We start from the raw sequence: 20820 nt of genomic DNA, 5'->3' as shown, positions 1-20820 counted from the left end.
CGCATGGCAGTGTTCCTGAGGGGATACGCATGTATGACGTGAACATCCCAGTACTGATCGTCGGTGCCGGACCGGTCGGGCTGTCCACCGCCCTGTTCAGCGGGCGCCACGGGATCAGTACTCTTCTGCTGGAAAAGCGCACGGCGACCTCCACGCTGCCGCGGGCCCCCGGCCTGCAGTCGCGCACCCTGGAGTTGTTCCGTGCCGCCGGAATCGGCAAGGACATCCGGGCCCTGGAGATGGGAGACTCGCACCCCTTCTTCGAGGGCGGGATCATCCAGGTCGACACCTTCGCCGACATCGACAACGCCGTCGTCCTCGAGTCGCCCTCACTGGACGGACCCACCGTCAGCCCCGAACGCGTGATGGGCTGCGGCCAGGACCGCTACGAGCGGGTCCTGGTCGACAAGGCCCGGGAGTTCGGTGCCGACATCAGGTTCGGAACCAAGCTGATCGAGTTCACCCAGGACGACGAGGGCGTGACGGCCGTCGCCGAGGAGCTGGAGACCGGTCGGCGCTACACCATCAGGGCCGGCTACCTGGTCGGCGCGGACGGCGCCAACAGCCATGTGCGGACCGAGCTGGGCGTGGAACGCAGCGGCCGCGGAACGGTGTTCGACGCTCTGAGCATCTACTTCAAGGCTCCGGAGCTGGAATCACTGATCAAGCACCGCCCGTTCATCCTGTGCTACGCCAATGTCAACGGGACTCTGATGGGCCTGTCCCGGCTGCACGGCTGCGACCCCTTCCTGGCCGCCCCGATCTACTTCCCGGACAAGGGCGAGAAGCCCGAGGACTTCACCGACGAGCGCTGCATCGACATCGTCAGGACCGGTTCCGGCCGTCCCGACATGGACGTGGAGATCGTCGCCAAGGTTCCCTGGCAGGGCGCCCAGCTGGTCGCCGAGCGGTTCAGGACCGGACGGATCTTCCTGGCCGGGGACGCCGCCCATCTGCACCCGCCTGCCGGCGGGTTCGGAGCCAACACCGGCATCCACGACGCGCACAACCTGTCGTGGAAACTGGCCGCCGTCATCAAGGGCTGGGCCGGGGACGTCCTGCTGGACAGCTACCACGAGGAGCGGCACGCGGTCGGCTCCGCCATGGCCGAGCAGGCCATGGTGCGCAACCGCATCCGGCACGGCTACGCCACCGACGAGGACCGGGCGACGATGGTGGACGACATCATCATCACCCTCGGGTACCGGTACAAGTCGGAGGCCATCACTCACGACCAGACCGGTCCGGTGCTCACTCCGCACCTGGAACTGAAGGGCGAGCCCGGCACCAGGGCGCCGCACCTATGGGTGGAGCGGAACGGTTCGAAGCTCTCCACCATCGACCTGTTCTGGGACTCCTACGTGCTCCTCACGGACGCCTCCGGCGCCGCGTGGGCCGAGTCCGCGGTGAAGGCCGCCGCAGAGCTCGGTGTGCCGCTCAGGGCCCACCTGGTGGGCCCTGGCGCCGAGCTGACACCGGGCGAGGAGCGCGACTGGGGTTCGGTGTACGGCGTGGGCCCGGGTGGCGCGGTACTGGTCCGCCCGGACGCGTTCGTCGCATGGCGCTCGCAGGGGCCGGTGGCGGACCCGCAGCAGGTGCTGACCGAGGTCCTCTCCCGGGCCGCCGGCCTCGGGTAACACAGCTCCGTCCCACAGCCGCCGGAGGCGCCCGTCACACCTGACGTGACGGGCGCCTCCGGCACTCCACCGCCCCGCGGCCCCACCCGCAGGCCAACACGCACACAAGATCCCGGCCCGGACTCATGGTACGAGTCCGGGCCGGAATCTTGTGTGCGAAGTCCCTGAAAAGGGGCTACAGGGCCGCCTTCGCGAGCAGACTCACCTGCTGGGAGTCCGCGGTGCACGGCAGCAGGATCAGCTCGTCACAACCGGCCTCCGCGTACGCCTGGGCCGCGTCACGGATCTGCGCCGCGTCCACGAGCACGCCGCTGGCGGCCCGTTCGGCCTTCACGCCGATGAACGAGTAGTAGTCGCGCAGATAGCGGCCCGCCGTCGATCCGGCGTCCGGGCCGAGGCACGCATACACCAGCGAGACCATCCTGGGCCGTTCGGTGCGCCCGGCCAGCGTCCATTCGTGCTGTGCCTGGCGGACCAGTTCCCCGTAGGCCGTGGCCGAGCTGCCGCCCGCGATCCAGCCGGTGCCGAATCTCGCCGAACGCCTCATCGCGGTCCGGGAATGGCCTCCGACCAGCAGCGGGATACCGCCCTGCCCGGCGGGGAGCGGACCGATGACGGGCCCCGGACCCTCCCCGCTCCAGATGTCGCGGAGTTCACCGAGGAGTTCGTCCAGCCGCGCCCCCCGACCGGCGTAGTCGGCGCCGGTGGCCTTGTAGTCGTCGTCACGGCCTCCGGCGGCGACACCGAGCGTGAACCGCCCCCCGGAGACCGCGTCGAGGGTCGCCGTCTGCTTGGCGAGCAGCGCCGCCCCACCGCGATAGCCGGCTATGAGAATGGTGCTGGCCAGCTTGATGCGGGTGGTGACCGCGGCCGCCACCGCCAGCGACATCAACGGTTCGAAGTTGTCATACACCAGCCGGTCCAGCACGCCCAGAGTGGTGAAACCTGAGTCCTCGGCCGCACGCGCCCAGGCGGCCAGTCCAGGCCCGGACTTGTCGGGAACGGTGGTGGGCAGCCCGAGTCCGATGTCCACGGTCAGACCCCGCCGTCGACATTGAGCGTGGCGCCCGAGATGTAGCGGGAGGTGTCGCCGGCCAGAAAGAGCACGGCGCCCGCCACGTCCTGCGGAGTGCAGATCCGGCCGAGCGCGGTCATCCCGACGATCCGCTCCACGGCCTCCGGCGGCAGACCGGCGCCCGGTTCGGTCTCGGTGAGACCCGGCGCGATGGTGTTCACGCGGATCGAACGAGGCCCGAGTTCCTTGCACAGCGCGCGGGTGAGCCCGATCAGCGCGGCTTTGGAGGCGGTGTAGTGCACTCCGCGGACCCGGCCGCGCAGCGCCACCGAGGATCCGATGTTCACCACCGAGGCACCGTCGACGAGCAGGTCGAGCGCGGCCTGGGTCATCAGGTAGGCCGAGGTGACGTTGTGGTCGAAAACCCGGTGCCATTCGGACTCGGGCAGCTCCGCGAACCAGACCTGGCCGTCCACTCCGACATTGTTCACGAGAACGTCGAGCCCCCCGACGGCCTCCCTCACCTGTGCGGCCACCGTACGGACGTCGGCGGCGTCGGTCACGTCCGCGCGCAGCAGCAGATGTCCGTCACCGGTCTCCTTCAACTCGCGGGCGAGTGACTCGCCGTCCTCCCCCGCGCTGCGCGACACCACCACGACGCGAGCGCCGGCGCGCGCGAAGGCCAGTGCCGCCGCCCTTCCGATGCCGCGCGTACCGCCGGTGATCAGTACGCGTTTGCCGGCCAGTCCCTGCTCCATCTGCTCCTCCTTCAGTACGCCGCGTCGACCCGGTAGATACCGAACGGAGCGGAGAGTCGTGTGTCGCGGTACGGCCGCAGCGGAGCGGTGTCCGCGCGGTGCCCGGCGCCCTCTTCCCATGACTGGAAGGCCGCGAGATCCGCCCACCGGCTCACCACGGTCAGGGCCGAGGGGTCGAGGGCGGACTGCAGCAACTCATTGGCGAGCATTCCCGGCACGTCGGCGAGCCGCCGGCTGACCACGTGGTACGCCTCGCGCACCGCGGCCAGCTCGGCCTCGTCCCGGGCCTGGTGATGGATCATCACCAGGACCTCGCCCGCCTCAGGCGGCATGGGCGGCTCCCTGGATGTGCTCGACCACCCGCATGGTGTCGAAGGTCGCCGAGGCGCGGTAGGCGTGCAGTCGCTCGCGATGGGCGACGTGCGCCTTGCCGTCCTCGAACGCCCGGAAGCCCGTCTCGTCGACCCAGTCGCTGACGATGTAGTAGGTGTCCTCGTCGGCGGTGCTGCGAGCCAGCCACTGGCCGATGTTCGCGGGGTGGCCGGTGACCGCGTCGGTACCACTGCGCCACTCCTGCTCGAACTCCGCCGACAGACCGGGCTTGATCGTCATTTCCAGCATCACCCGGAAGGCTCCGCCGGCCATCAGGAGATTCCCCCGTCGACCGAGATGGTGGCACCGGTGACGTAGCGGGACAGGTCACTGGCGAGCCACAGGATGGCGCCGGCGACCTCGTCGGTCCGGCCGAGCCGGCCGAGCGCGGTCTTGCTGCTGTAGCGCTGGACCATCAGGTCCTGCTGCTCCTGCGGCAGGTCGTAGAGCGCCTCGGTCTCGATGACGCCGAGGGCGACCACGTTGATCCGGATACCCTGGGAGCCCAGCTCCTTGGCGAGCGAGCGGGTGAGCCCGACCAGTGCCGACTTCGTCGCCGTGTAGTGCGCCCGCAGCGGGATCCCCGCCTCCGCGCCCTTGGATCCGATGCTCACGACGGAGGAGCCCTCGCCCAGTAGCGGCAGGGCGTTCTGCGTCACCAGGTGGGTGGCGGTGAGGTTGGTGGCGACGATGCGCTGCCATTCCTCGAACGGGAGCTTCGCGTAGGGGATGTGGCTGATGGTGCCCGCGTTGTTGACCACCAGGTCGAGGTGGCCGTACAGGCTGCCCGCCTGCTCCAGCAGGCTCGCGACCTGCGCGGGGTCACTCAGGTCGGCGCGCAGCACGTGGTGGTCGCCGCCGATCTCCTTGAGCTCGCGCTCCAGGGTGGCGACCCGCTCCCCTTCCTGTAGGTAGCAGGTGATGACATCGACGCCGGCGCGGGCCAGTGCGAGCACTATGCCGCGTCCGACACCACGGGTGCCGCCGGTGACCAGCGCCTTCTTTCCTTGCAGTTCGAGATCCATCTGTTCCTCCTCAAAGAAGCGTGGCCAGCGCCGCGCAGTTGGACAGCAGGGCGAGCATGGTGATCACGCTGCGCCGCTTGTTCCACAGGCCCCACTGGCTGCGGCGCTCCGTGGCGTCGAAGCCGGTAGGCAGGTTGTCCGGGTCCACGGTGCGGATCCACCGGTTGACGGGGACGTTCTTGGCGAAGGAGATGACCACGGTGCAGAGCGCGAGCAGTGCCGCGGCGGTGAAGCAGGCCCTGGCCCAGCCGTCACCCACACCGGCGGCGAGAACGCTGTCGCCCAGCAGGGTGCCCAGCGTGCAGATGGGCATGTACGGGTCGTAGCGGCCGGAGAAGAACGCGTGGGTCCGGACGTAGCCGTCGTCGGGCAGACCCGCGAGCAGTGGCCAGCCGCCGAGCAGCGTACCGAGCATGCATCCGGCCGCGAGCCCGTTCATCAGCAGCACGAGAGGGATGAGGAGAGCGGGCACCGGTGACCTCCGGGGGTACGTCCGCGGCTACTTCCGGAGGGAAGCGGCCTCGACCTTGTCCTTGATGAGCTTCATCTGGATGGCAGTGTTCCGATTCAGGTGTTCGGTCATGCCGGCATCGTCCGCGGGTGCCTGCGGCTTCATGTGGAAGTCCTGCACCCAGCGCATCCGCACGCCTTCGGGTGTCTCGGTGTACTCCCAGTAGATGTTCATGAACTCGAACGGCCCGGTCTCCACCCGGTGCGCGCGCACCGTGCGGGTCACCGGGTCGGGGGTGCGCTCCGACACCCAGCTCCACACCCGGCCTTCGTCGTCCGGGTGCATGGTCAGCCGGAACGTCACGGTCTGCCCGTCCTGTTCCAGGATCTCGGCCTTGGCGTACTCGCTGAACAGATCCGGCCAGTTGACCACGTCGTTGGTGGTCTCCCAGACCTCGTCGATCGGTGCGTTGATCACTATCTCGTTGTCGGTGTGCCCGGCCATCGCCACTCTCCCTTGTCTCTCGCCTTCGTCCCGCTCCGCTGTCAGGAAGCCGGACGTCCCAGTACCAAGGCCGCGTTGAAACCGCCGTGTCCCCGGGCCAGGACCAGTACGGTGCGCAGCGCGGCGGCCCGTGGTTCGCCGAGCACCAGATCCAGGCCGTACCCGGGAACCGGTGACTCGGGTCCGACGGTGTGCGGGATCACCTGGTCACGCAGGGCCAGCGCGGCGGTCGCCACGTCGAGGGCCGCACCACCGCCGTAGAGCCGTCCGGTCAGCGTCTTGGGAGCCGTGACCGGCACGCTGCCCGGCCCGAAAACGGCCCGGATCGCCGCGGCTTCCGCCGCGTCCTGTGCGGGAACACCCGACGCGTCCGCGAAGACCACGTCGACCCCGGCGGGTGTCACTCCGGCGTCCGCGAGGGCCGCCTCCAGAGTGCGGCGCAGCGCCGGCGGGCGCTCGGATCCGGGCGCCGGGTCGAACCCCGCCGCGTAACCGAGCACCCGGGCGTAGCCGCCGGCGCCGCGAGCCTCCGCGTCCGCGGCCCGTTCCAGGATCAGCATCGCGCCACCCTCACCGGGCACATAGCCGCTGGCCGCGGTGTCGAACGGCAGGTAGGCCCGTCCCGGGTCGCTGACGGTGGACAGGTTCCCGGTGCTCAACTGGGCGGTCAGACCGTACGGACACAGCGAGGCGTCCGTTCCGCCGGTCACGACCAGCCGGGAGCTGCCACGCAGCAGCCGACGGCTCTGCCCGATCGCGTCCAGCCCGCCGGCCTGCTCGCAGCAGAGCACACCGCAGGGTCCGCGCATGCCGTGCCGGATGGAGATCTGACCGGTGGACGCCGCGTAGAACCAGGCGATCGACTGGTAGGCACCGACCCAGGACGGGTCGTGCTGGTACAGGTTCTCCATCTCGTGCTGGCCGAACTCGGTGCCGCCGGAGGAAGCCGCGGTGACCACGGCCATCTCGAACTCGGGCAGTTCGGCCGGCACCACCTCGGCATCCTCCAGCGCCTCGGCGGCGGCGGACAGACCCAGGTGGGTCCAGCGGTCCGTCTGGTGGATCAGCCGGCTGGGCACCCTGGCCTTGGTGTCGAAGTCCGCTACCTCTCCGGCGAGTTGGACCGGATAGCTGGACGGGTCGAAACGGGTGATCCGGCCGATGGCCGGCTTCCCGGCCAGGACCGCCGCCCAGTGCTCGTCCGCCGTCAGACCCGTCGGCGCGGTGACTCCCAGACCGGTGATCACCGGGGCGGCCGACGATCCGTTCGTCGCGCTGCTCACCGTCAGCTCCTCTCATACGGGACAGCGCCGGGCCTGGCCAGCACCATCGCGCTCTGGAAGCCGCCGAATCCGCTGCCCACGCTGAGCACCACATCCATGGCGTGGTCCCGGGCGGTGACCGGCACGTAGTCCAGGTCGCACTCGGCGTCGGGGTTCTTCAGGTTGGCGGTGGGCGGGACCACCTGGCGGTCCAGGGCCAGCGCGCAGGCCGCGACCTCGATGGAACCGATCGCTCCCAGCGAGTGGCCGACCATGGACTTGATGGAGCTGACCGGCACGTGGTAGGCGTGGTCGCCCAGGCTCCGCTTGAACGCGGCGGTCTCGTGCCGGTCGTTCTGTTTGGTGCCCGAGCCGTGGGCGTTGATGTAGCCGACGGCGGTCGGGTCGAGTTTCGCCTGGTCGAGGGCGGCCCTGATGGCCTCCGCCATCTCCCGGCCCTCGGCCTTGAGACCGGTCATGTGGAAGGCGTTGCTGCGTCCGGCGAACCCGACGAACTCCCCGTAGATGCGGGCGCCGCGAGCTTCCGCGGCCGACTTCTCCTCCAGGATGAGGACCGCCGAGCCCTCGGCCAGGACGAAGCCGTCGCGGTCCCGGTCGAACGGCCGCGAGGCGTGTTCCGGGTCGGCGTTGTTCGGCGTGGTCGCCTTGATCGCGTCGAAGCAGGCGGCGGTGATCGGGGAGAGCGGGGCGTCGGTGGCGCCCGCCAGTACGATGTCGGCGGAACCCTCCTCGATCAGCTGCACTCCATGTCCGATGGAGTCCAGACCCGAGGTGCAGCCGGTGGAGACCAGGGACACGGGGCCCTCGGCTCCCACCGCGTGGGCGACCTCCACCGCCAGGGTGCTGGGCACCATGTAGCCGTAGAGGTGCGGTACCCCGTAACTGCTGTCGACGAGCCAGTTCTTGCCGCCGTCGCTGAGGGTGACGTACTCCTCCTCCAGGCCCATGGTGCAGCCGACCGCGCTGCCGATGGACACCGCGATCCGCTCCGGCGGGAGCGCGGCGAGTTCGGCTCCGCTGTCCGCGAGCGCCTCGCGTGCGCACACCACGGCGAACTGCGCGGCACGGTCCATCCGGCGGATCTGCTGGGGAGTCAGACCGGCGGCGGCCGGATCGAAGTCGACTTCCGCGGCCACCTGGGAGCGGAACGGCGCGGGATCGAAGAGGGTGATGCGCCGGGTGGCGGTGCGGCCGGCGGAGAGCTGATCCCAGAAGCCCTCTCGGCCCAGGCTTCCTGGTGCCAGGACACCGATCCCGGTGACCACCGCGCGACGGCTCACGGGGCCCCGCCCACGTTCGGGTTGGGCGCCTGGGGGTTGGTCGGCTTCTCGGTGTCCACATGGCCGAGGTCGGGCCGGGGTGCCAACGGGGAGAGGTGGAAGGCACAGTGCGCCTGGACCTCACCGATGTTGACCAGCCGGTGGCGTACACCGATCGGCACCAGCAGGGAGTCCCCCGGGCCGAGTTTGAGCGGTTCACCGTCGAGCGTCATCTCCAGTTCTCCGGCGATGACGTGGATGAACTCCTCGGAGTACGGGTGGTAGTGCTCGGTCACGAACTCCGACGGGTCCAGGTACATCACTCCGCCGAAGCCCGAGGTCGAGCCCGCAGTCACCGGACTGAGCGTTACCCGGATGTCGCCACCGCGCTTGCGGTTGGACGCGACCTCGTTCGCCGAGATGCGCACAGGCTGCTGCGTGGTCATTGGATCCTCCCCTGCTCCGGAGTCCACACGTAGAAGGGCACGGCCATGGCGTCCTTGGGCTCTTTCCAGTTCGGGTCGTACGGTGACACGCACTCCGCGAGCTTGCGGTTGATGTCGTCGTAGAGCGGGTGGCTGCGCGCCCGGTAGAGGCCGTCGGTGATGTCCTCGTCCGCCTCGACCAGGTGAAAGTACAGATCGTGGAAAGCGAAGAGGGTCCGTCGCGACACGCCGATCATGTGCGGCAGATCCGACGCATCCGACTCAGCGAAGATCTTCGCGATGTCGTCTGCCTTACCCGGCTGCATCTTCGCCACGATTAATGTCCGGTGCACCGTCGACCTCCTTCATACGAGTTCCTCGAACCATCAGCCGGAACCGTCACAGCTGGCTCTAAAGACCTGCTCGAATCGGACTGCATCGCGCATCGGAGCGCGTCGGAGCCGGTGGGCCGGGCGGCCGGCCGGGGACGCGCCGGAGCTCCGTGCGATCGGCCCGATCGCACGGAGCTCCGGGAGACGACCCCGTCAGGGTGCGGTCACGCCTTGGTCTCCAGCGTTTCCACGTCGAGTTGGAGGAGGCTGCGCATGGAGGCATTCCGGAAGTACTCGCCGAACGCCCGCGGGGACGATGTGTCCCGCTCCTCCTGCAGATAGGGAGCCAACCGGGCCTCGGCCGCATGCACGCCCGGTTGGGTGGCCATGTGCTTGCCCACGGCAGCCAGATCACCCTCGTAGTGGATGACCCGGACCATCACATCGTCCTTGATGAAGAGTCCGGTCCCGAGAATGCGACCGGTCTGCTGACCGTCGTCGGACCGCAGGTCCGCGGTGTCCACCCGGTTGAAATTCTCGAAGATCTTGGCGATCTCATCCTCGTGACCGGGCTTCACCCGGTACATGATCGCTCCGTACGGCATCCGATTCCTCCCACAGAATTCGATCTCGACAGCGACCGGTCGCCCGGCGGGACGGCCGTGCTGTGCTGGTCAGCTGGGTTGCGCCAGGCTGGTATTGATCATCTTCAGCAGGATGCGCGGTGTTTCCGCCTCGACCACGGCGTCGTCCGAAAGGTCGATCCTGCGCTCCCGCTTGATGACACCGGTCACCTGGAGCAGCGCGAGCGAGTCGTATCCGAGTTCCATGAAGGGGGTGTCCTGGACGTCTCCGTCGAGGTCGACACCGTCGGGCTCGCCCGCGCACTCGCGCAGCTTCGCGGTCAGCTCCTGCAGAGTGAAATCACTCATCCGGTTTCCTCTCCTCACTGTCGTGAGCCCGCTGAAGGACCCGGACGGCAGCGTGACCACCCTTCCTCCAGAAGGACTTGAGCCGGAGTGGGCCGGGGCGGTCGCGAGCGCTCCCCCGGCGCCGTGGTGCTGCGGAGCCCGGCCCGCGGCCGCGTCCCGGATTCGACCGGTCTTCCAGTACCCGCCGAGAGATCCCTGCGACGTTGCCGCGAACTGACCGTGGACCCACAGTCGAGAGAGGGATGAGCATGGTGTTGCTGCAAGTGCTGAGCGTCGCCGTGATCCTGGGCACCGGCATCGTCGCCGGAGTGCTGTTCGCCGTGGCGATCAGTGTCATGCCCGCGTTGATCGCGATGCCTGCGGACCGGTACATCACGACGCACAGGCTTCTCGGCCGCCGCTACGACCACATCATGCCGTACCTCGTCATGACCTCCGTGGTCGTCGACGTCTTCGCGGCCTTCCGGACCGAGTCCACCGCGAGCCGGCCGCTGTTCGCCGTGGCGGGCGCTTTCATGGTGGGTGTCGCCGTTGTCTCCCAGACCCGGAACGTGCCGATCAACAACCGGGTGAAGAGCCAGGACGAGAACAACCTCAGCCCCGACTGGCAGGACCCGCGCCAGCAGTGGCGCAACTGGCATGCGTTGCGTACCGCGTTCGCGATCGTGGCCCTGATCCTGACCGCCTCGGCCGTGGCAGTGCTCCGATGAGCCCCACCGCGCGGCCCCTGATCGAACTGGGACGGCCTGGCGACGAGGGCCTGCCTGACAACGCGGCCGTGATCGCCGCGCTGTCCGCGCCTGCTCCGGGACCCATGGCGCAGCGGTTGCTGCTGCTGCACTTCACCGGCCGGCGCACGGGGCGGGCGTTCACCATCCCGGTGGGCGCGCACACCCTCGACGAGGATCTGGTGCTGGCCACTTCGGGCAACTGGCGGCACAACTTCGCGGGGGGTGGGGATGCCGAGATCACCTGGCAGGGGGACCGCCGGCCCGCCCGCCTGGATCTGGTGACGGACCCGGTCCGGATCGCGAACGGCTATCTCCGGCTGATCCGCCTCTACGGTCCCGCCGCGCAGCGCCGGCTCGACCTCACGATCCACCCGGACCGCCCGCCGACCACCGCGGATCTGCGGGACGCGGTCGAACGGTACGGGCTCAGTCTCATCGACGTACGACTGTCCGCCCCCCGGCCTCCTGCCCCCTCGCATCCCGGGGCGCAGGACGCAGCCGGCACATAGCCACGATCACCCAAGTCGGCCCGGCCCTCGCGCGAACGTCTCGTGCGGGGGCCGAGCAGCGCTCCAGTGCCGCGAGAGCGCGAGGGTGACGATAGGTGCCGGGGCCGTTCCCGGCCCGCATCGGCGGGACCGAGCAGGTCCGCCGACCCCCTTGCCGCCTTCGGAGGCCGCCCATGCCGTTCGCCGCCATCACCTACGACATCAAGGCCGGTTATGAGAAGGAGATCGGGGAGATCTTCGGCGGATTCCGTCGGGTGGGCTCCCCCGTCGTCGAGGGCGCCGACGGCGCGGAGACGACCCGGATCCTCGCCACCGCTGTCTTCATCAGGGACGCCACGATGGTCCGGGTCATCGAGTACGAAGGCGACCTCCAGGACGTGGCCCGCTTCATGGCCTCCCAGCCCGGCGTCCAGGAGGTGGAGCGCAAGCTCGCCCCGTATCTCTCACGGCCCCGCGACACCGGTACGCCGGAGGGTTTCATCGCCACCTTCAACCGGAGCCTGCTCACCTGCCTGACCCAGATCTCGGCCCGCGAATCCTGATCCACGCGCCGGCCCGCCCGGCACAGTGACAGGGCGGCGGCCCCGGTTGAACCGGGGCCGCCGCCCTGTCACTGTGCCGGTCAGCCGGCGCGCACCACTCGCAGCGGTCCCCCGCCGGTCAGCGAACCGACCGGGTCGCATTCGAGTCCCGGGTCCGACGCGAGCATCGCCTGCTGCAGTTCCTGCAACGCCGCGGACGGGTCGAGTCCCAGCTCCCTGCCGAGCACCACGCGCATGCGGTGGTAGGCCTCAAGGGCGCCGCCCCGGCGGCCGGCCCGGTACAGGGCGAGCATCAGCTGGCCCTGCAACCTCTCGTGCGTGGGGTGCTGGGCAGCCAGCCCGGCCAGTTCGCCCAGAATCTCGTGGTGCCGGCCGAGCTGCAGATCGGCCTCGATGCGCTGGCTGAGGATGCTCATCCGCGATTCCTCCAGCCGAGTCACCTCCGCCTCCAGCAACGGGCCGACCTGCACGTCCACGAGCGCCGGGCCGCGCCACAGTGCGAGCGCCTGCTGGAACAGCAGCGCTGCCCCGGAGTGGTCGCCGGACTCCAGGGCCCGGTGGCCGGCACCCGCCAGCCGCTCGTACTCCACGGAGTCCACCACACCGCCCTGGGTGTCTAGCAGGTAGCCTCCCGCCTCGGTGACCAGGACGCTCTTGGCTCCCAGAGGCAGATCGCGCTGGTCCTCACCGGCCAGTGACCTGGTGATCAGGTTCCGGATCTGCAGGATGTACGTCTGCAGGGTGGTCTGCACGCTGCGCGGCGGATTGCCGCCCCACAACTCCTCGATCAGCGAACTCACCGAGACCACCCGGTCCGGCTGCAGGGCGAGCAGGGCGAGCACCTTGCGGGGCTTGATCGCAGTCGGGACGACTGATTGTCCCGCCTGCGTCACCCGGCAGGGGCCAAGCACACCAATGTCCATCTTCTCGGCTCCTCTCGAGGGTCAGATGGCCGGTTCCAGCGGACGCCGCTCTTCGAGCTCGGCGCGCAGCAGATCGGCCAGGTCGGCGTCCCTTACGAACAAGTGGTCCCCGGGCACCGAGCCCGTCCGGAAACCCTCGGGCGCGTAGCGGGACCAGGCATGTACCGCACCCGGCGGTACCAGCAGGTCGTCCTGGCCGGACACGGCCAGCACCGGGCACGGGAGCGGGTCTCCCGCCGCGGCCCGCAGGCCGGCGGCGAGCAGCAGATCGTCCCGCATGATCGCCATCGTGAGTTGCAGCCACTGCGGCCGGTCCAGCAGCTGGCTGGTGATGCCGCCGGACGCCCTCATCACCGAGAGCACCCGTTCGTCGGACCCTTCCGCACCCTCCAGGTCCGGCATCCCCAAGTGCGGTGCGGAGCAGGCTCCGACCGTCAGCACCTCGGGCGGACGTCCTCCCGACCTGTGGTGGTGGAGGGCGAAGGAGTAGGCGACCAGGGCGCCGAGACTGTGCCCGTAGAGGGCGTACGGTCGGTCGAGAAAGGGCCCCAGCTCGGCTTCCAGTTCGCGCGACAACTGTTCTCCATCGGTGACGCGCTCTTCACGCAATCGCGTCTCACGTCCGGGGAGCCGTACCGGGATAACGGAAATGTCAGAGCCGAAACGATTCTGCCATCGAGCGAACGACATTGCGCCGCCACCCGCGTGGTGAAAGCAGAAAAGCCGAAGCCTGGCGGCCATTTTTGGTCTCACCGCCAGATATCCACCCACAGCCGACCGCCTCCTGGACTTGTTCCGCCCGCATCCGGACGGATGCCGCGATCGTCCACAGGCCGCCTGGAAGGTCACTGGACGCAGGCTGGAGCAGCCGGCCGGGCCTCAGCCGATACTCGCCACTCCGACCACCGCGCCGGGGTGAACCCCGTCGAGTACCGGGTCCGCGGAGAGAATCGCCCGTTGCAGGCGCTGCACCCGGGCGGAAGGCTCGAGCCCCAGCTCGTCCACGAGACCGGACCGCAGCCGGCGAAATGCCTCGAGCGCCTGCGAAGGGCGGCCGCACCGGTAGAGCGCCAGCATGAATTGTGCGTGCAGGTTCTCGTGCAGCGGGAATTCCGCGGTCAGACCGGCCAGTTCGCCGAGCAACTCATGATGCCGGCGCATGGCCAGGTCGGCGTCGAGCCGGCGCTCCAGCGCCGCGAGGCGGCTTTCCCTCAGCCGCATGACCTCGACCTCGAGCAGCGTTCCGTGCTGCAGGTCGACCAGCGCCGGCCCCCGCCACAGGTTCAGCGCATCGCTCAGCCGGCGGGAGGCCCGGGCGACGTCCCCGGCCTCGTAGGCCGCGTATCCCGCCACCGTCAGCTGGTCGAACTGCCAGGCGTCGATGGCCGCGGAGTCCATGCTCAGCTGATAGCCGCTGTGCCGGGTGGCCAGCACGTCCTTCGCTCCGGTGACCGACCCCAGCGCCGCGCTCAGTTTCCGGCGGAGCTGCAGAATGTACGTCTGCAGCGTCGTCGGAGCACTGCGCGGCAGATCGGAACCCCACAGCTCCTCCATCAACCTGGCGACAGTCACGACATGGTTGGCGTTCAGAGCGAGAACGGCCAGGATCTGCCGCGGCTTGGCGGCGCTCGGCACAATCGAAGTGCCGGCTTCGCTCGCCGTCAATGGTCCCAAGACGTTGATCTCCATCGGTGCCGTCCTCTCCCCGTTCCACGCCGCCGTTGTGTCGTCTCGACCCGGCGATCGCTGCGCACATAGGAGCACGAGCAAAGGTTCCCATCGAGGGCATTGACCTGAACAGTGAGATCTTCACGGGTTTCAGGGGAGGGCGGGATTCCGAGATCATGAAATCTTCACATGAGTTCCATGACCGACCCACTGTTCGCTGCCCGATTTTCAGCCGCACACTCCTCGGTGTACCGCCAGGAACGCATCAACCGGCCATGAACAGGTCACAGAACTGGAGAACGAGAATGGACGCAATAGAGCAGGACTGGCGCTTCGCGGAGCTGGTGGCGCTCAGTTGGATCGAGCCGGCCTTAAGCCTCCGGTACGCACAGAACCCCTCCCAGGTACTCGCCGAGTTCGGCTTGCACGTCGCCGGCGACGTCAGCACCCCCGCCCTCCCGCCGGCACCGCAACTGGCGCTGGTGATCGAGGACTTCACGGGAGAGATGAAGGCACGCGGCTCCGTCAGTTGTTTCTGCGCCAAGGGATGATCCACTAAAACCGTGCCGGCACAGGGGGATGCTGCTATGACGGAGTTCAAGGCTCATCTGCGCGCTGAGGTAATACCGGGCGAGGGGACATATCTCTTCTCCGAGCGGGACGTGAAGATGATCGACTGTCCGCAGTTGGAGCTCATGGCTCCGCTCATGGACGGCCGCCGGGGAATCAACGAGATAATCCGGGACGCCGGACGGGAACTCGCCCCGGAGCAAATCGGATACGTACTGGCCCAACTCGCCAATGCCGCACTGGTCGACTTCCGGCGTACCGCACGCACGTTGGAGAACCCGGCCAGGACGGGGCTCGCGTTCTGGGAACTGGCCGGGCTCGACGGCGCGCAGACCGCGGCCCGGCTGGCGGACGGATCGGTTCGCATTCTCACGGTCGGCGCGGTCGACGGCAGCGCGGTAAGGGCCGCGCTGCAGGCCACCGGGGTGTCGGTCCACGCCACCTCCGCGGTGACGGGGTCCAGCTGCGGAATCCCGGGCGCCGACCTGTCCGTCGTGGTCTGCGACGACTACCTGGCCAGCGAACTGGCCGCGGTCGACGCATCGCATCGCGCGGCCGGACGGCCGTGGCTGCTGGCGAAGCCGCACGGGGCCGACATCTGGCTCGGCCCCGTGTTCCAGCCGGGTGAGGGCCCGTGCTGGAACTGCCTCGCCCACCGACTGCGCGGTCACCGGGAAGTGGAGAATCACGTCCAGCGCACGTTGGGGCGTTCCGGTCCACTGCTGATTCCGCAGGCCTCCATACCCCCGAGCCAGGGGGTGGGACTGCACATGGTGGCTCTCGAAGCGGCGAAATGGATGGCCGGGCACCGCTACCACGGGCAGCAGTCCGTACTGACCCTGGACAACTTCACGATGACGGCCCGTCATCACGCGGTACAGCGCCGCCCGCAGTGCGCCTTCTGCGGGGATCCCTCTCTCAGTACCGAACGGATCGGACGTCCGCTGCCGTTGCGTTCGCGTTCCAAGGCGTACGCGAACGGCAGCGGCGACCGGTCCGCCTCTCCCGAGAACGTCCTGGCCCGCTACCGGACGCAGGTCAGCCCGCTGACCGGGGTGGTGAGCCGGCTCGACCCCGACCCGGCCGCGCCACCCGGACTCCAGGTGTACCGGGCGGGCCACAACATGGCGCTGGGGACGCCGGGGCTGCGCTCCTTGCGGCACGGCTTCCGCGGTATGAGCGCCGGCAAAGGTGTGACCTCGGTGGAGGCCGAGGTCGGGGCGCTGTGCGAGGCGCTCGAGAGGTTCTCCGGTGTGTTCACCGGCGAGGAACTGCGCGTACGCGATTCGCTGCGGAACCTCGGCGAGCCGGCCATCCACCCGAACCGCTGCCAGCTCTTCGACGAGCGCCAGTACGCGGACCGGGACCGCTGGAACGCTGCGCACGGGGACTTCCAACAGGTGAACGAGGAGTTCGACGTCACCGCCGACGTGGACTGGACACCGGTCTGGTCGCTCACCGAGCAGCGGCAGCGGCTGCTGCCGACCAGCATGCTGTACTACAACACCCCCGAATCCTCCGGCGGCTTCTGCTCGGCCGACTCCAACGGGTGTGCGGCCGGAAGCAGCCTGGAGGACGCCATCGTGCAGGGCTTCCTCGAACTCGTGGAGCGCGATTCGACGGCCCTGTGGTGGTACAACCGCACCCGCCATCCGGGGCTCAGTCTCAGCGCGTTCGAGGAGCCCTGGATCGCCGAGCGGCGCTCCCTGTACGCGGGCCGGAACCGCGAGCTGTGGGCCCTGGACCTGACCGCCGACTTCGGCATCCCCGCGGTTGCGGCCCTGTCCCGGCGTACGGACAAGGAGGACGAGGACATCGTGATCGGGCTCGGCGCCCACTTCGACATGCGTGTCGCGCTGCGCCGGGCACTCACCGAGCTCGACCAGATGCTGCCCTTTGTCATGAACGCCCGACCGGACGGCGGGGGTTACGAGTGTTCGGGCAACGACATCCTGGATTGGTGCCGTACCGCCACCGTCGCCAACCAACCGTATCTGCTGCCTGATCCGCTGGCTCCGATGTCCACCCCGGACGACTACCCGTACACCGCCCATCCGGACCTGCTCGACGACGTCATGGGAATCCAGCGTCTGGTGGAGGCCAAGGGAATGGAACTGCTCGTCCTCGATCAGACGCGGCCCGACATCGGCCTGCCGGTCGTCAAGGTCATCGTGCCGGGGCTGCGCCACTTCTGGGCCCGCTTCGCACCGGGCCGCCTGTTCGACGTTCCGGTCCTGCTCGGCCGTCGCACGACGCCGCTGGGGTACGAGAACCTCAATCCGGTTCCTCTCTTCCTCTGACATCGCGTCCGCAACACCGCATCCGAAGGAGACCTCCTGTGCATTCAGAACCACGCCCGGACGTAGGCACCGACCTGCGCAGGGTCTCCTTGTGGTCGCTACGGGAGGACGTCCATCTGGAACGGGCATCCTCCGCCGGCGGGGCGGTGCTGCACAGCCGGTGGGGGGACGTGCTCCTGACCGGTCCCGATGAGCTGGTCTACGAATCGCTGCGCAGGATGAGCTTCGGGCCGGTGGACCTGGAGAACATCCTGCGCGCCACCCCCCGGCCGCACGGCGAGATCACCGCGAGCGACCGGGCCCGCCTGCTCACACTCCTCGACAGCGTCTCCTACCTCGTCGTCCGCTCGCTGGGCCTGGACGACACCGAACCGCAACTCCTGGACATGGTCCCGATCGCCCGCGGCGCCCGGCTGGACATCCGGGCGGTGCCGCCCGACCAGCCGATCAGACTCTCCCGGTTCGCCGTACTGCAGACCAAGGACGAGCTGCTGGTCCTGGACTCGGCGCTGTCCCTGCACCGGGCGCAGTTCCGCCGGCCCGAGGCGGCCTGGGTGATCGGGGTGCTCGGCAAGGCGACCACTCTGAAAGCGGCAACGGCCGCGCTGCCGGTGGCGGAGGGCGTGGTGGCGGACATCATCGCCTACCTCGCCGCCGCCGGCATGGTCACGCTCGGCGAACAGGACGGGAACGGGGTGGTGGTCTTCGCCGAGGACCACGATCCCTCGCTCATCACCTGGACCCCGAACGAACTGCTCTTCCACACCCGCACCCGGCTCGGCCGCCATGACGGCGACTTCGGGGCCACTTTCCCCTATCTCGGACAGCTGTCCCCGGAACCGGCGGTCAAGAGCGCGCCCGACGGCGTACGCATCCCGCTGTACCGGCCCGATCTCGACACGGTGCTGGCGGCGGACCCGCCGCTGACCGCGGTACTGGAGACCCGCCGGTCCACCCGCACCTATGCGGAGGAGCCGCTCAGTGATCGGCAACTGGGTGAGTTCCTCTACCGGATAGCGCGCATCCGTTCCCTCTACAGCAGCATCGGTCTGGAGCCCGCCTCCTATCCCGCCAGTAGCCGTCCTTATCCGAGTGGCGGATCGGCCTATGAGCTGGAGTGCTACATCACTCTCAGCCGCTGCGTGGGACTGGCGGCCGGCAATTACTACTACGACCCCTACGGCCACTGTCTGGTACGGCTGGACGACCCGTCGAACTCCGCTGCCGAACTGCTCGCACAGGCGAGCGCCGCCGCGGGTATGACCACGACGCCACAGGTCCTGATCACCATCACCGCCCGCTTCCGCAGGTTGTCATGGAAGTACAGCGGTATGTGGTACGCCCTCGCGCTCAAGCATGTGGGCGTGGTCCAGCAGACGATGTGCTTGGTCGCCACGGCGATGCGGCTCGCTCCCCTGCCGCTGGGCAGCGGAGACATCGAAACGTCGGCGCAGGCCTTCGGACTGGACTGGCGCGAGGAATCCAGTATCGGCGAGCTCCTTCTCGGCCCGCTGGCACCGGACGACACCTCCGCGGAGGCAGAAAGTGCCATGGGATACCCCGTCAATGACAGTGATTGGGGCGAACGATGCGCGGCAACAGCAGGTCATGTTCAGCCTGTAGCGAGTAGTCTTCCGGCACGGCCTGGTGCTCAGCACGATGACCGCTGATCCATTGCTGCAGGGGAGACAGGTAATGGTCGGTGTACGGGGGCAGGTAGAACACGATTTTCCAGGGGGCGACATTCCTGTGCCCCGGCTCGGCCGGGCGATCGTGGCCTTGACCATGCTGGGGTATCTGCTGCTGGGAATCGTCAGCATGCTGGCCCGCCAGGTGCCGACTTCGGAGATGGCATGGGGCGCCGGCATACTCGTTGCGCTATTCCTGCTGCAGAACCTCCATTCCCTCCCCAATCGGGGCGGTGACAGACCTCGTTACTGGATCTGGACGCTGTCGATGCAGGGGCTGCTCACCTATATCCCCTTCTTGATCCTGAAGGACAGCTGGGTGGGGATGCCGGGCTACTTCGCCGGATCACTCCTGTTGTTCCTTCGTGGCAAAGTCTCCTGGCTCAGCGCGTCGGCCGTGGCGATCAGCATGTTCTTCATCGAACAGCACCTCGGGTCCGACGGGTTCAGCGCCTTCTACTACGCGTGTGGTGTCGGCACCATCGGCCTCTCCGTCTTCGGCCTCACCCGGCTGGGAGACCTGCTGGTGGAGGTACAGGCCGCCCGCGCCGAACTCGCCCGGCTGGCGGTGGCCCGGGAGCGGGACCGGGTCGCCAGGGATCTGCACGATCTGCTCGGCTACAGCCTCTCCGCGATCACCCTCAAGGGGGAGCTCGTCTACCGGCTGGTCAACAGCCACCCGGAACGCGCCTGTGAGGAGATCTCGACGATGCTGGCCATCTCCCGCCAGGCACTGTCCGACGTCCGCATGGTGGCGAGCAGTTACCGCGACATGTCGCTGGCCGCCGAGATAGCCGCCACCCGGGCCGTGCTGGTCTCGGCCGACATAGCCACCGTCGTGACCGTCGACTGCGGCCCGCTCGAGGACCGGGTCAACACCGTGCTCTCCACCGTGCTGCGTGAGGGGGTGTCGAATCTGCTGCGGCACAGCAAGGCGCAGAACTGCGTCATAGAAGCGATCCTGGACAAGGGCGTGGTGCGCCTGCGGGTGGAGAACGACGGGCTCAACACCTCCCCGTCCGTCACCGCCCGGCGCGACGGCAGGGGCCTGGACAACCTCTGTACGAGACTCGGCGAGCTGGGCGGCACGCTCAACGCCGCGGCCGCCGAGGACGGCTGGTTCCGGCTGACCGCCCTGGTACCGCTGAGTGGCGCGGCGGCGTAGAGCTCACGCCGGGCCGTTACAGCCAACCGGCGTCGCGGGCGATCCTGATGGCGTCGACCTTGTTACGCGCGTTGAGCTTGGCGAGAATCGTCGTCAGATAGTTGCGGACCGTGCCGACCGACAGGAACAGCCGGGCGGCTATTTCCACCGCCTCCGCACCGTTGGCGGTGAGCCGGAGGACTTCGACCTCCCGCCGGGTGAGCGGGTTCTCGCCGGTGTCCCAGGCGGCCAGGGCCAGTTGGGAGTCGATCACCCGCTCTCCGGCGCGCACGCTGCGGATCGCCTGGGCCAGTTTGGCCGGCGGCGCGTCCTTGAGGATGAAACCGGAGACATGCGCGTCCAGGGCCCGGCGGAGGTTGCCGGGTCTGCCGAGGCTCGTGAGGATCAACGTCCGGCACGACGGCATCTGCTCATGCAGGTCCGCGGCGGCGGTCAGACCGTCGATGCCCGGCAGGTCGATGTCGATCACTGCCACATCGGGGCGTGTCCGAACGGAGGTGGGCACGATCTCGTCCCCGGACTCGACCTCCGCGATGACCTTGATGTCGACCTCGAGGTTCAGCAGGGCGACCAGCGCACCGCGGACCATGTGCATGTCCTCCGCGAGGAGAACGTGAATCATGCGTCGCGCCTCCCGGCTCCCAACTGCCAACTTCCGGGTCACAGGATCGCAGATTCAGCCACGTTAGGCATACGGATGAGCAGATTACGTGAACGGCCGATACCAATGG

The 20820-nt window shown here is 68.7% G+C and carries 25 protein-coding genes; 8 read left to right on the top strand and 17 right to left on the bottom strand.

Features of this window, described 5'->3' with window-relative positions:
* The first annotated feature begins 29 nt into the window (after nucleotides 1–29).
* A complete protein-coding gene (locus C6N31_RS28180; RefSeq protein WP_138356832.1) occupies nucleotides 30–1637 on the top strand; it encodes an FAD-dependent monooxygenase in 1608 nt (535 codons plus the stop codon).
* 175 nt (nucleotides 1638–1812) lie between these two features.
* Here the strand turns inward: C6N31_RS28180 and C6N31_RS28175 are convergent, their stop codons facing one another.
* From C6N31_RS28175 to C6N31_RS28115, 13 genes are all read right to left on the bottom strand, one after another.
* On the bottom strand, nucleotides 1813–2670 hold the full coding sequence (locus C6N31_RS28175; protein ID WP_138356833.1) for an LLM class flavin-dependent oxidoreductase: 858 nt from the start codon (nucleotides 2668–2670) through the stop codon (nucleotides 1813–1815).
* Between the two features lie 2 nt (nucleotides 2671–2672).
* Nucleotides 2673–3410 (bottom strand): SDR family NAD(P)-dependent oxidoreductase, encoded by a 738-nt coding sequence (locus C6N31_RS28170; RefSeq protein ID WP_138356834.1) that lies wholly within the window; start codon nucleotides 3408–3410, stop codon nucleotides 2673–2675.
* 11 nt (nucleotides 3411–3421) lie between these two features.
* Nucleotides 3422–3742, bottom strand: coding sequence for an antibiotic biosynthesis monooxygenase family protein (locus C6N31_RS28165; RefSeq protein WP_138356835.1), 321 nt, complete (start codon nucleotides 3740–3742; stop codon nucleotides 3422–3424).
* Entirely contained in the window at nucleotides 3732–4055 is a 324-nt protein-coding gene (locus C6N31_RS28160; protein ID WP_138356836.1) for an antibiotic biosynthesis monooxygenase family protein, read from the bottom strand. Before C6N31_RS28160 ends, C6N31_RS28165 begins: the two co-directional genes overlap by 11 nt.
* On the bottom strand, nucleotides 4055–4807 hold the full coding sequence (locus C6N31_RS28155) for an SDR family NAD(P)-dependent oxidoreductase (protein WP_138356837.1): 753 nt from the start codon (nucleotides 4805–4807) through the stop codon (nucleotides 4055–4057). The genes C6N31_RS28160 and C6N31_RS28155 overlap by 1 nt, the downstream gene beginning before the upstream one ends.
* A gap of 10 nt (nucleotides 4808–4817) precedes the next feature.
* Nucleotides 4818–5279 carry an anthrone oxygenase family protein gene (locus C6N31_RS28150; RefSeq protein WP_138356838.1) on the bottom strand — a complete coding sequence of 154 codons (462 nt, stop codon included), beginning with the start codon at nucleotides 5277–5279 and terminating at the stop codon, nucleotides 4818–4820.
* 27 nt (nucleotides 5280–5306) lie between these two features.
* Nucleotides 5307–5762: an SRPBCC family protein gene (locus tag C6N31_RS28145; RefSeq protein WP_138356839.1), complete on the bottom strand. Its 456-nt coding sequence runs from the start codon at nucleotides 5760–5762 to the stop codon at nucleotides 5307–5309.
* 41 nt (nucleotides 5763–5803) lie between these two features.
* A complete protein-coding gene (locus C6N31_RS28140) occupies nucleotides 5804–7045 on the bottom strand; it encodes a ketosynthase chain-length factor (RefSeq protein WP_138356840.1) in 1242 nt (413 codons plus the stop codon).
* Between the two features lie 2 nt (nucleotides 7046–7047).
* The gene (locus tag C6N31_RS28135; RefSeq protein WP_138356841.1) at nucleotides 7048–8325 is read right to left on the bottom strand and encodes a beta-ketoacyl-[acyl-carrier-protein] synthase family protein; all 1278 of its coding nucleotides are present in this window, start codon (nucleotides 8323–8325) and stop codon (nucleotides 7048–7050) included.
* Nucleotides 8322–8750 carry a cupin domain-containing protein gene (locus tag C6N31_RS28130; protein ID WP_138356842.1) on the bottom strand — a complete coding sequence of 143 codons (429 nt, stop codon included), beginning with the start codon at nucleotides 8748–8750 and terminating at the stop codon, nucleotides 8322–8324. Before C6N31_RS28130 ends, C6N31_RS28135 begins: the two co-directional genes overlap by 4 nt.
* On the bottom strand, nucleotides 8747–9082 hold the full coding sequence (locus tag C6N31_RS28125; RefSeq protein WP_138356843.1) for a TcmI family type II polyketide cyclase: 336 nt from the start codon (nucleotides 9080–9082) through the stop codon (nucleotides 8747–8749). Before C6N31_RS28125 ends, C6N31_RS28130 begins: the two co-directional genes overlap by 4 nt.
* Nucleotides 9083–9285: 203 nt before the next feature.
* Complete coding sequence (locus tag C6N31_RS28120; RefSeq protein WP_138356844.1) at nucleotides 9286–9666, bottom strand: SchA/CurD-like domain-containing protein; 381 nt, start codon at nucleotides 9664–9666, stop codon at nucleotides 9286–9288.
* A 69-nt stretch (nucleotides 9667–9735) separates the two neighbouring features.
* Entirely contained in the window at nucleotides 9736–9993 is a 258-nt protein-coding gene (locus C6N31_RS28115; protein WP_138356845.1) for an acyl carrier protein, read from the bottom strand.
* Between the two features lie 248 nt (nucleotides 9994–10241).
* On the opposite strand from C6N31_RS28115, the gene C6N31_RS28110 reads away from it, so the two are divergent.
* From C6N31_RS28110 to C6N31_RS28100, 3 genes are all read left to right on the top strand, one after another.
* Entirely contained in the window at nucleotides 10242–10703 is a 462-nt protein-coding gene (locus tag C6N31_RS28110; RefSeq protein ID WP_187145135.1) for an anthrone oxygenase family protein, read from the top strand.
* Entirely contained in the window at nucleotides 10700–11233 is a 534-nt protein-coding gene (locus C6N31_RS28105; RefSeq protein ID WP_138356846.1) for a hypothetical protein, read from the top strand. The genes C6N31_RS28110 and C6N31_RS28105 overlap by 4 nt, the downstream gene beginning before the upstream one ends.
* Nucleotides 11234–11406: 173 nt before the next feature.
* Nucleotides 11407–11775: a SchA/CurD-like domain-containing protein gene (locus C6N31_RS28100; protein WP_138356847.1), complete on the top strand. Its 369-nt coding sequence runs from the start codon at nucleotides 11407–11409 to the stop codon at nucleotides 11773–11775.
* Between the two features lie 80 nt (nucleotides 11776–11855).
* Here the strand turns inward: C6N31_RS28100 and C6N31_RS28095 are convergent, their stop codons facing one another.
* The 3 genes from C6N31_RS28095 to C6N31_RS28085 all read right to left on the bottom strand — a co-directional run bounded on the left by C6N31_RS28095 (nucleotide 11856) and on the right by C6N31_RS28085 (nucleotide 14387).
* Nucleotides 11856–12698: an AfsR/SARP family transcriptional regulator gene (locus tag C6N31_RS28095; RefSeq protein ID WP_138356848.1), complete on the bottom strand. Its 843-nt coding sequence runs from the start codon at nucleotides 12696–12698 to the stop codon at nucleotides 11856–11858.
* Nucleotides 12699–12719: 21 nt separating this feature from the next.
* Entirely contained in the window at nucleotides 12720–13439 is a 720-nt protein-coding gene (locus C6N31_RS28090; RefSeq protein WP_138356849.1) for a thioesterase II family protein, read from the bottom strand.
* Nucleotides 13440–13577: 138 nt separating this feature from the next.
* Nucleotides 13578–14387 (bottom strand): AfsR/SARP family transcriptional regulator, encoded by an 810-nt coding sequence (locus tag C6N31_RS28085; RefSeq protein WP_138356850.1) that lies wholly within the window; start codon nucleotides 14385–14387, stop codon nucleotides 13578–13580.
* 284 nt (nucleotides 14388–14671) lie between these two features.
* Between C6N31_RS28085 and C6N31_RS28080 the strand changes: the two genes are divergently transcribed.
* The 4 genes from C6N31_RS28080 to C6N31_RS28065 all read left to right on the top strand — a co-directional run bounded on the left by C6N31_RS28080 (nucleotide 14672) and on the right by C6N31_RS28065 (nucleotide 20089).
* Nucleotides 14672–14917, top strand: coding sequence for a hypothetical protein (locus C6N31_RS28080; RefSeq protein ID WP_138356851.1), 246 nt, complete (start codon nucleotides 14672–14674; stop codon nucleotides 14915–14917).
* Between the two features lie 36 nt (nucleotides 14918–14953).
* A complete protein-coding gene (locus C6N31_RS28075; RefSeq protein WP_138356852.1) occupies nucleotides 14954–17236 on the top strand; it encodes a TOMM precursor leader peptide-binding protein in 2283 nt (760 codons plus the stop codon).
* A 38-nt stretch (nucleotides 17237–17274) separates the two neighbouring features.
* Nucleotides 17275–18906: a SagB family peptide dehydrogenase gene (locus C6N31_RS44265; RefSeq protein ID WP_138356853.1), complete on the top strand. Its 1632-nt coding sequence runs from the start codon at nucleotides 17275–17277 to the stop codon at nucleotides 18904–18906.
* 115 nt (nucleotides 18907–19021) lie between these two features.
* The gene (locus tag C6N31_RS28065) at nucleotides 19022–20089 is read left to right on the top strand and encodes a sensor histidine kinase (protein ID WP_232485772.1); all 1068 of its coding nucleotides are present in this window, start codon (nucleotides 19022–19024) and stop codon (nucleotides 20087–20089) included.
* Between the two features lie 16 nt (nucleotides 20090–20105).
* On the opposite strand, the gene C6N31_RS28060 is transcribed toward C6N31_RS28065, so the two are convergent.
* The gene (locus C6N31_RS28060; protein WP_138356855.1) at nucleotides 20106–20711 is read right to left on the bottom strand and encodes a response regulator transcription factor; all 606 of its coding nucleotides are present in this window, start codon (nucleotides 20709–20711) and stop codon (nucleotides 20106–20108) included.
* Nucleotides 20712–20820 lie beyond the last annotated feature (109 nt).

The sequence above is a fragment of the Streptomyces fildesensis genome (genome assembly GCF_016107395.1).
In the GTDB taxonomy this organism is placed as follows: Bacteria; Actinomycetota; Actinomycetes; order Streptomycetales; family Streptomycetaceae; genus Actinacidiphila; species Actinacidiphila fildesensis.
This window is presented reverse-complemented; position numbering and strand designations above follow the sequence as displayed.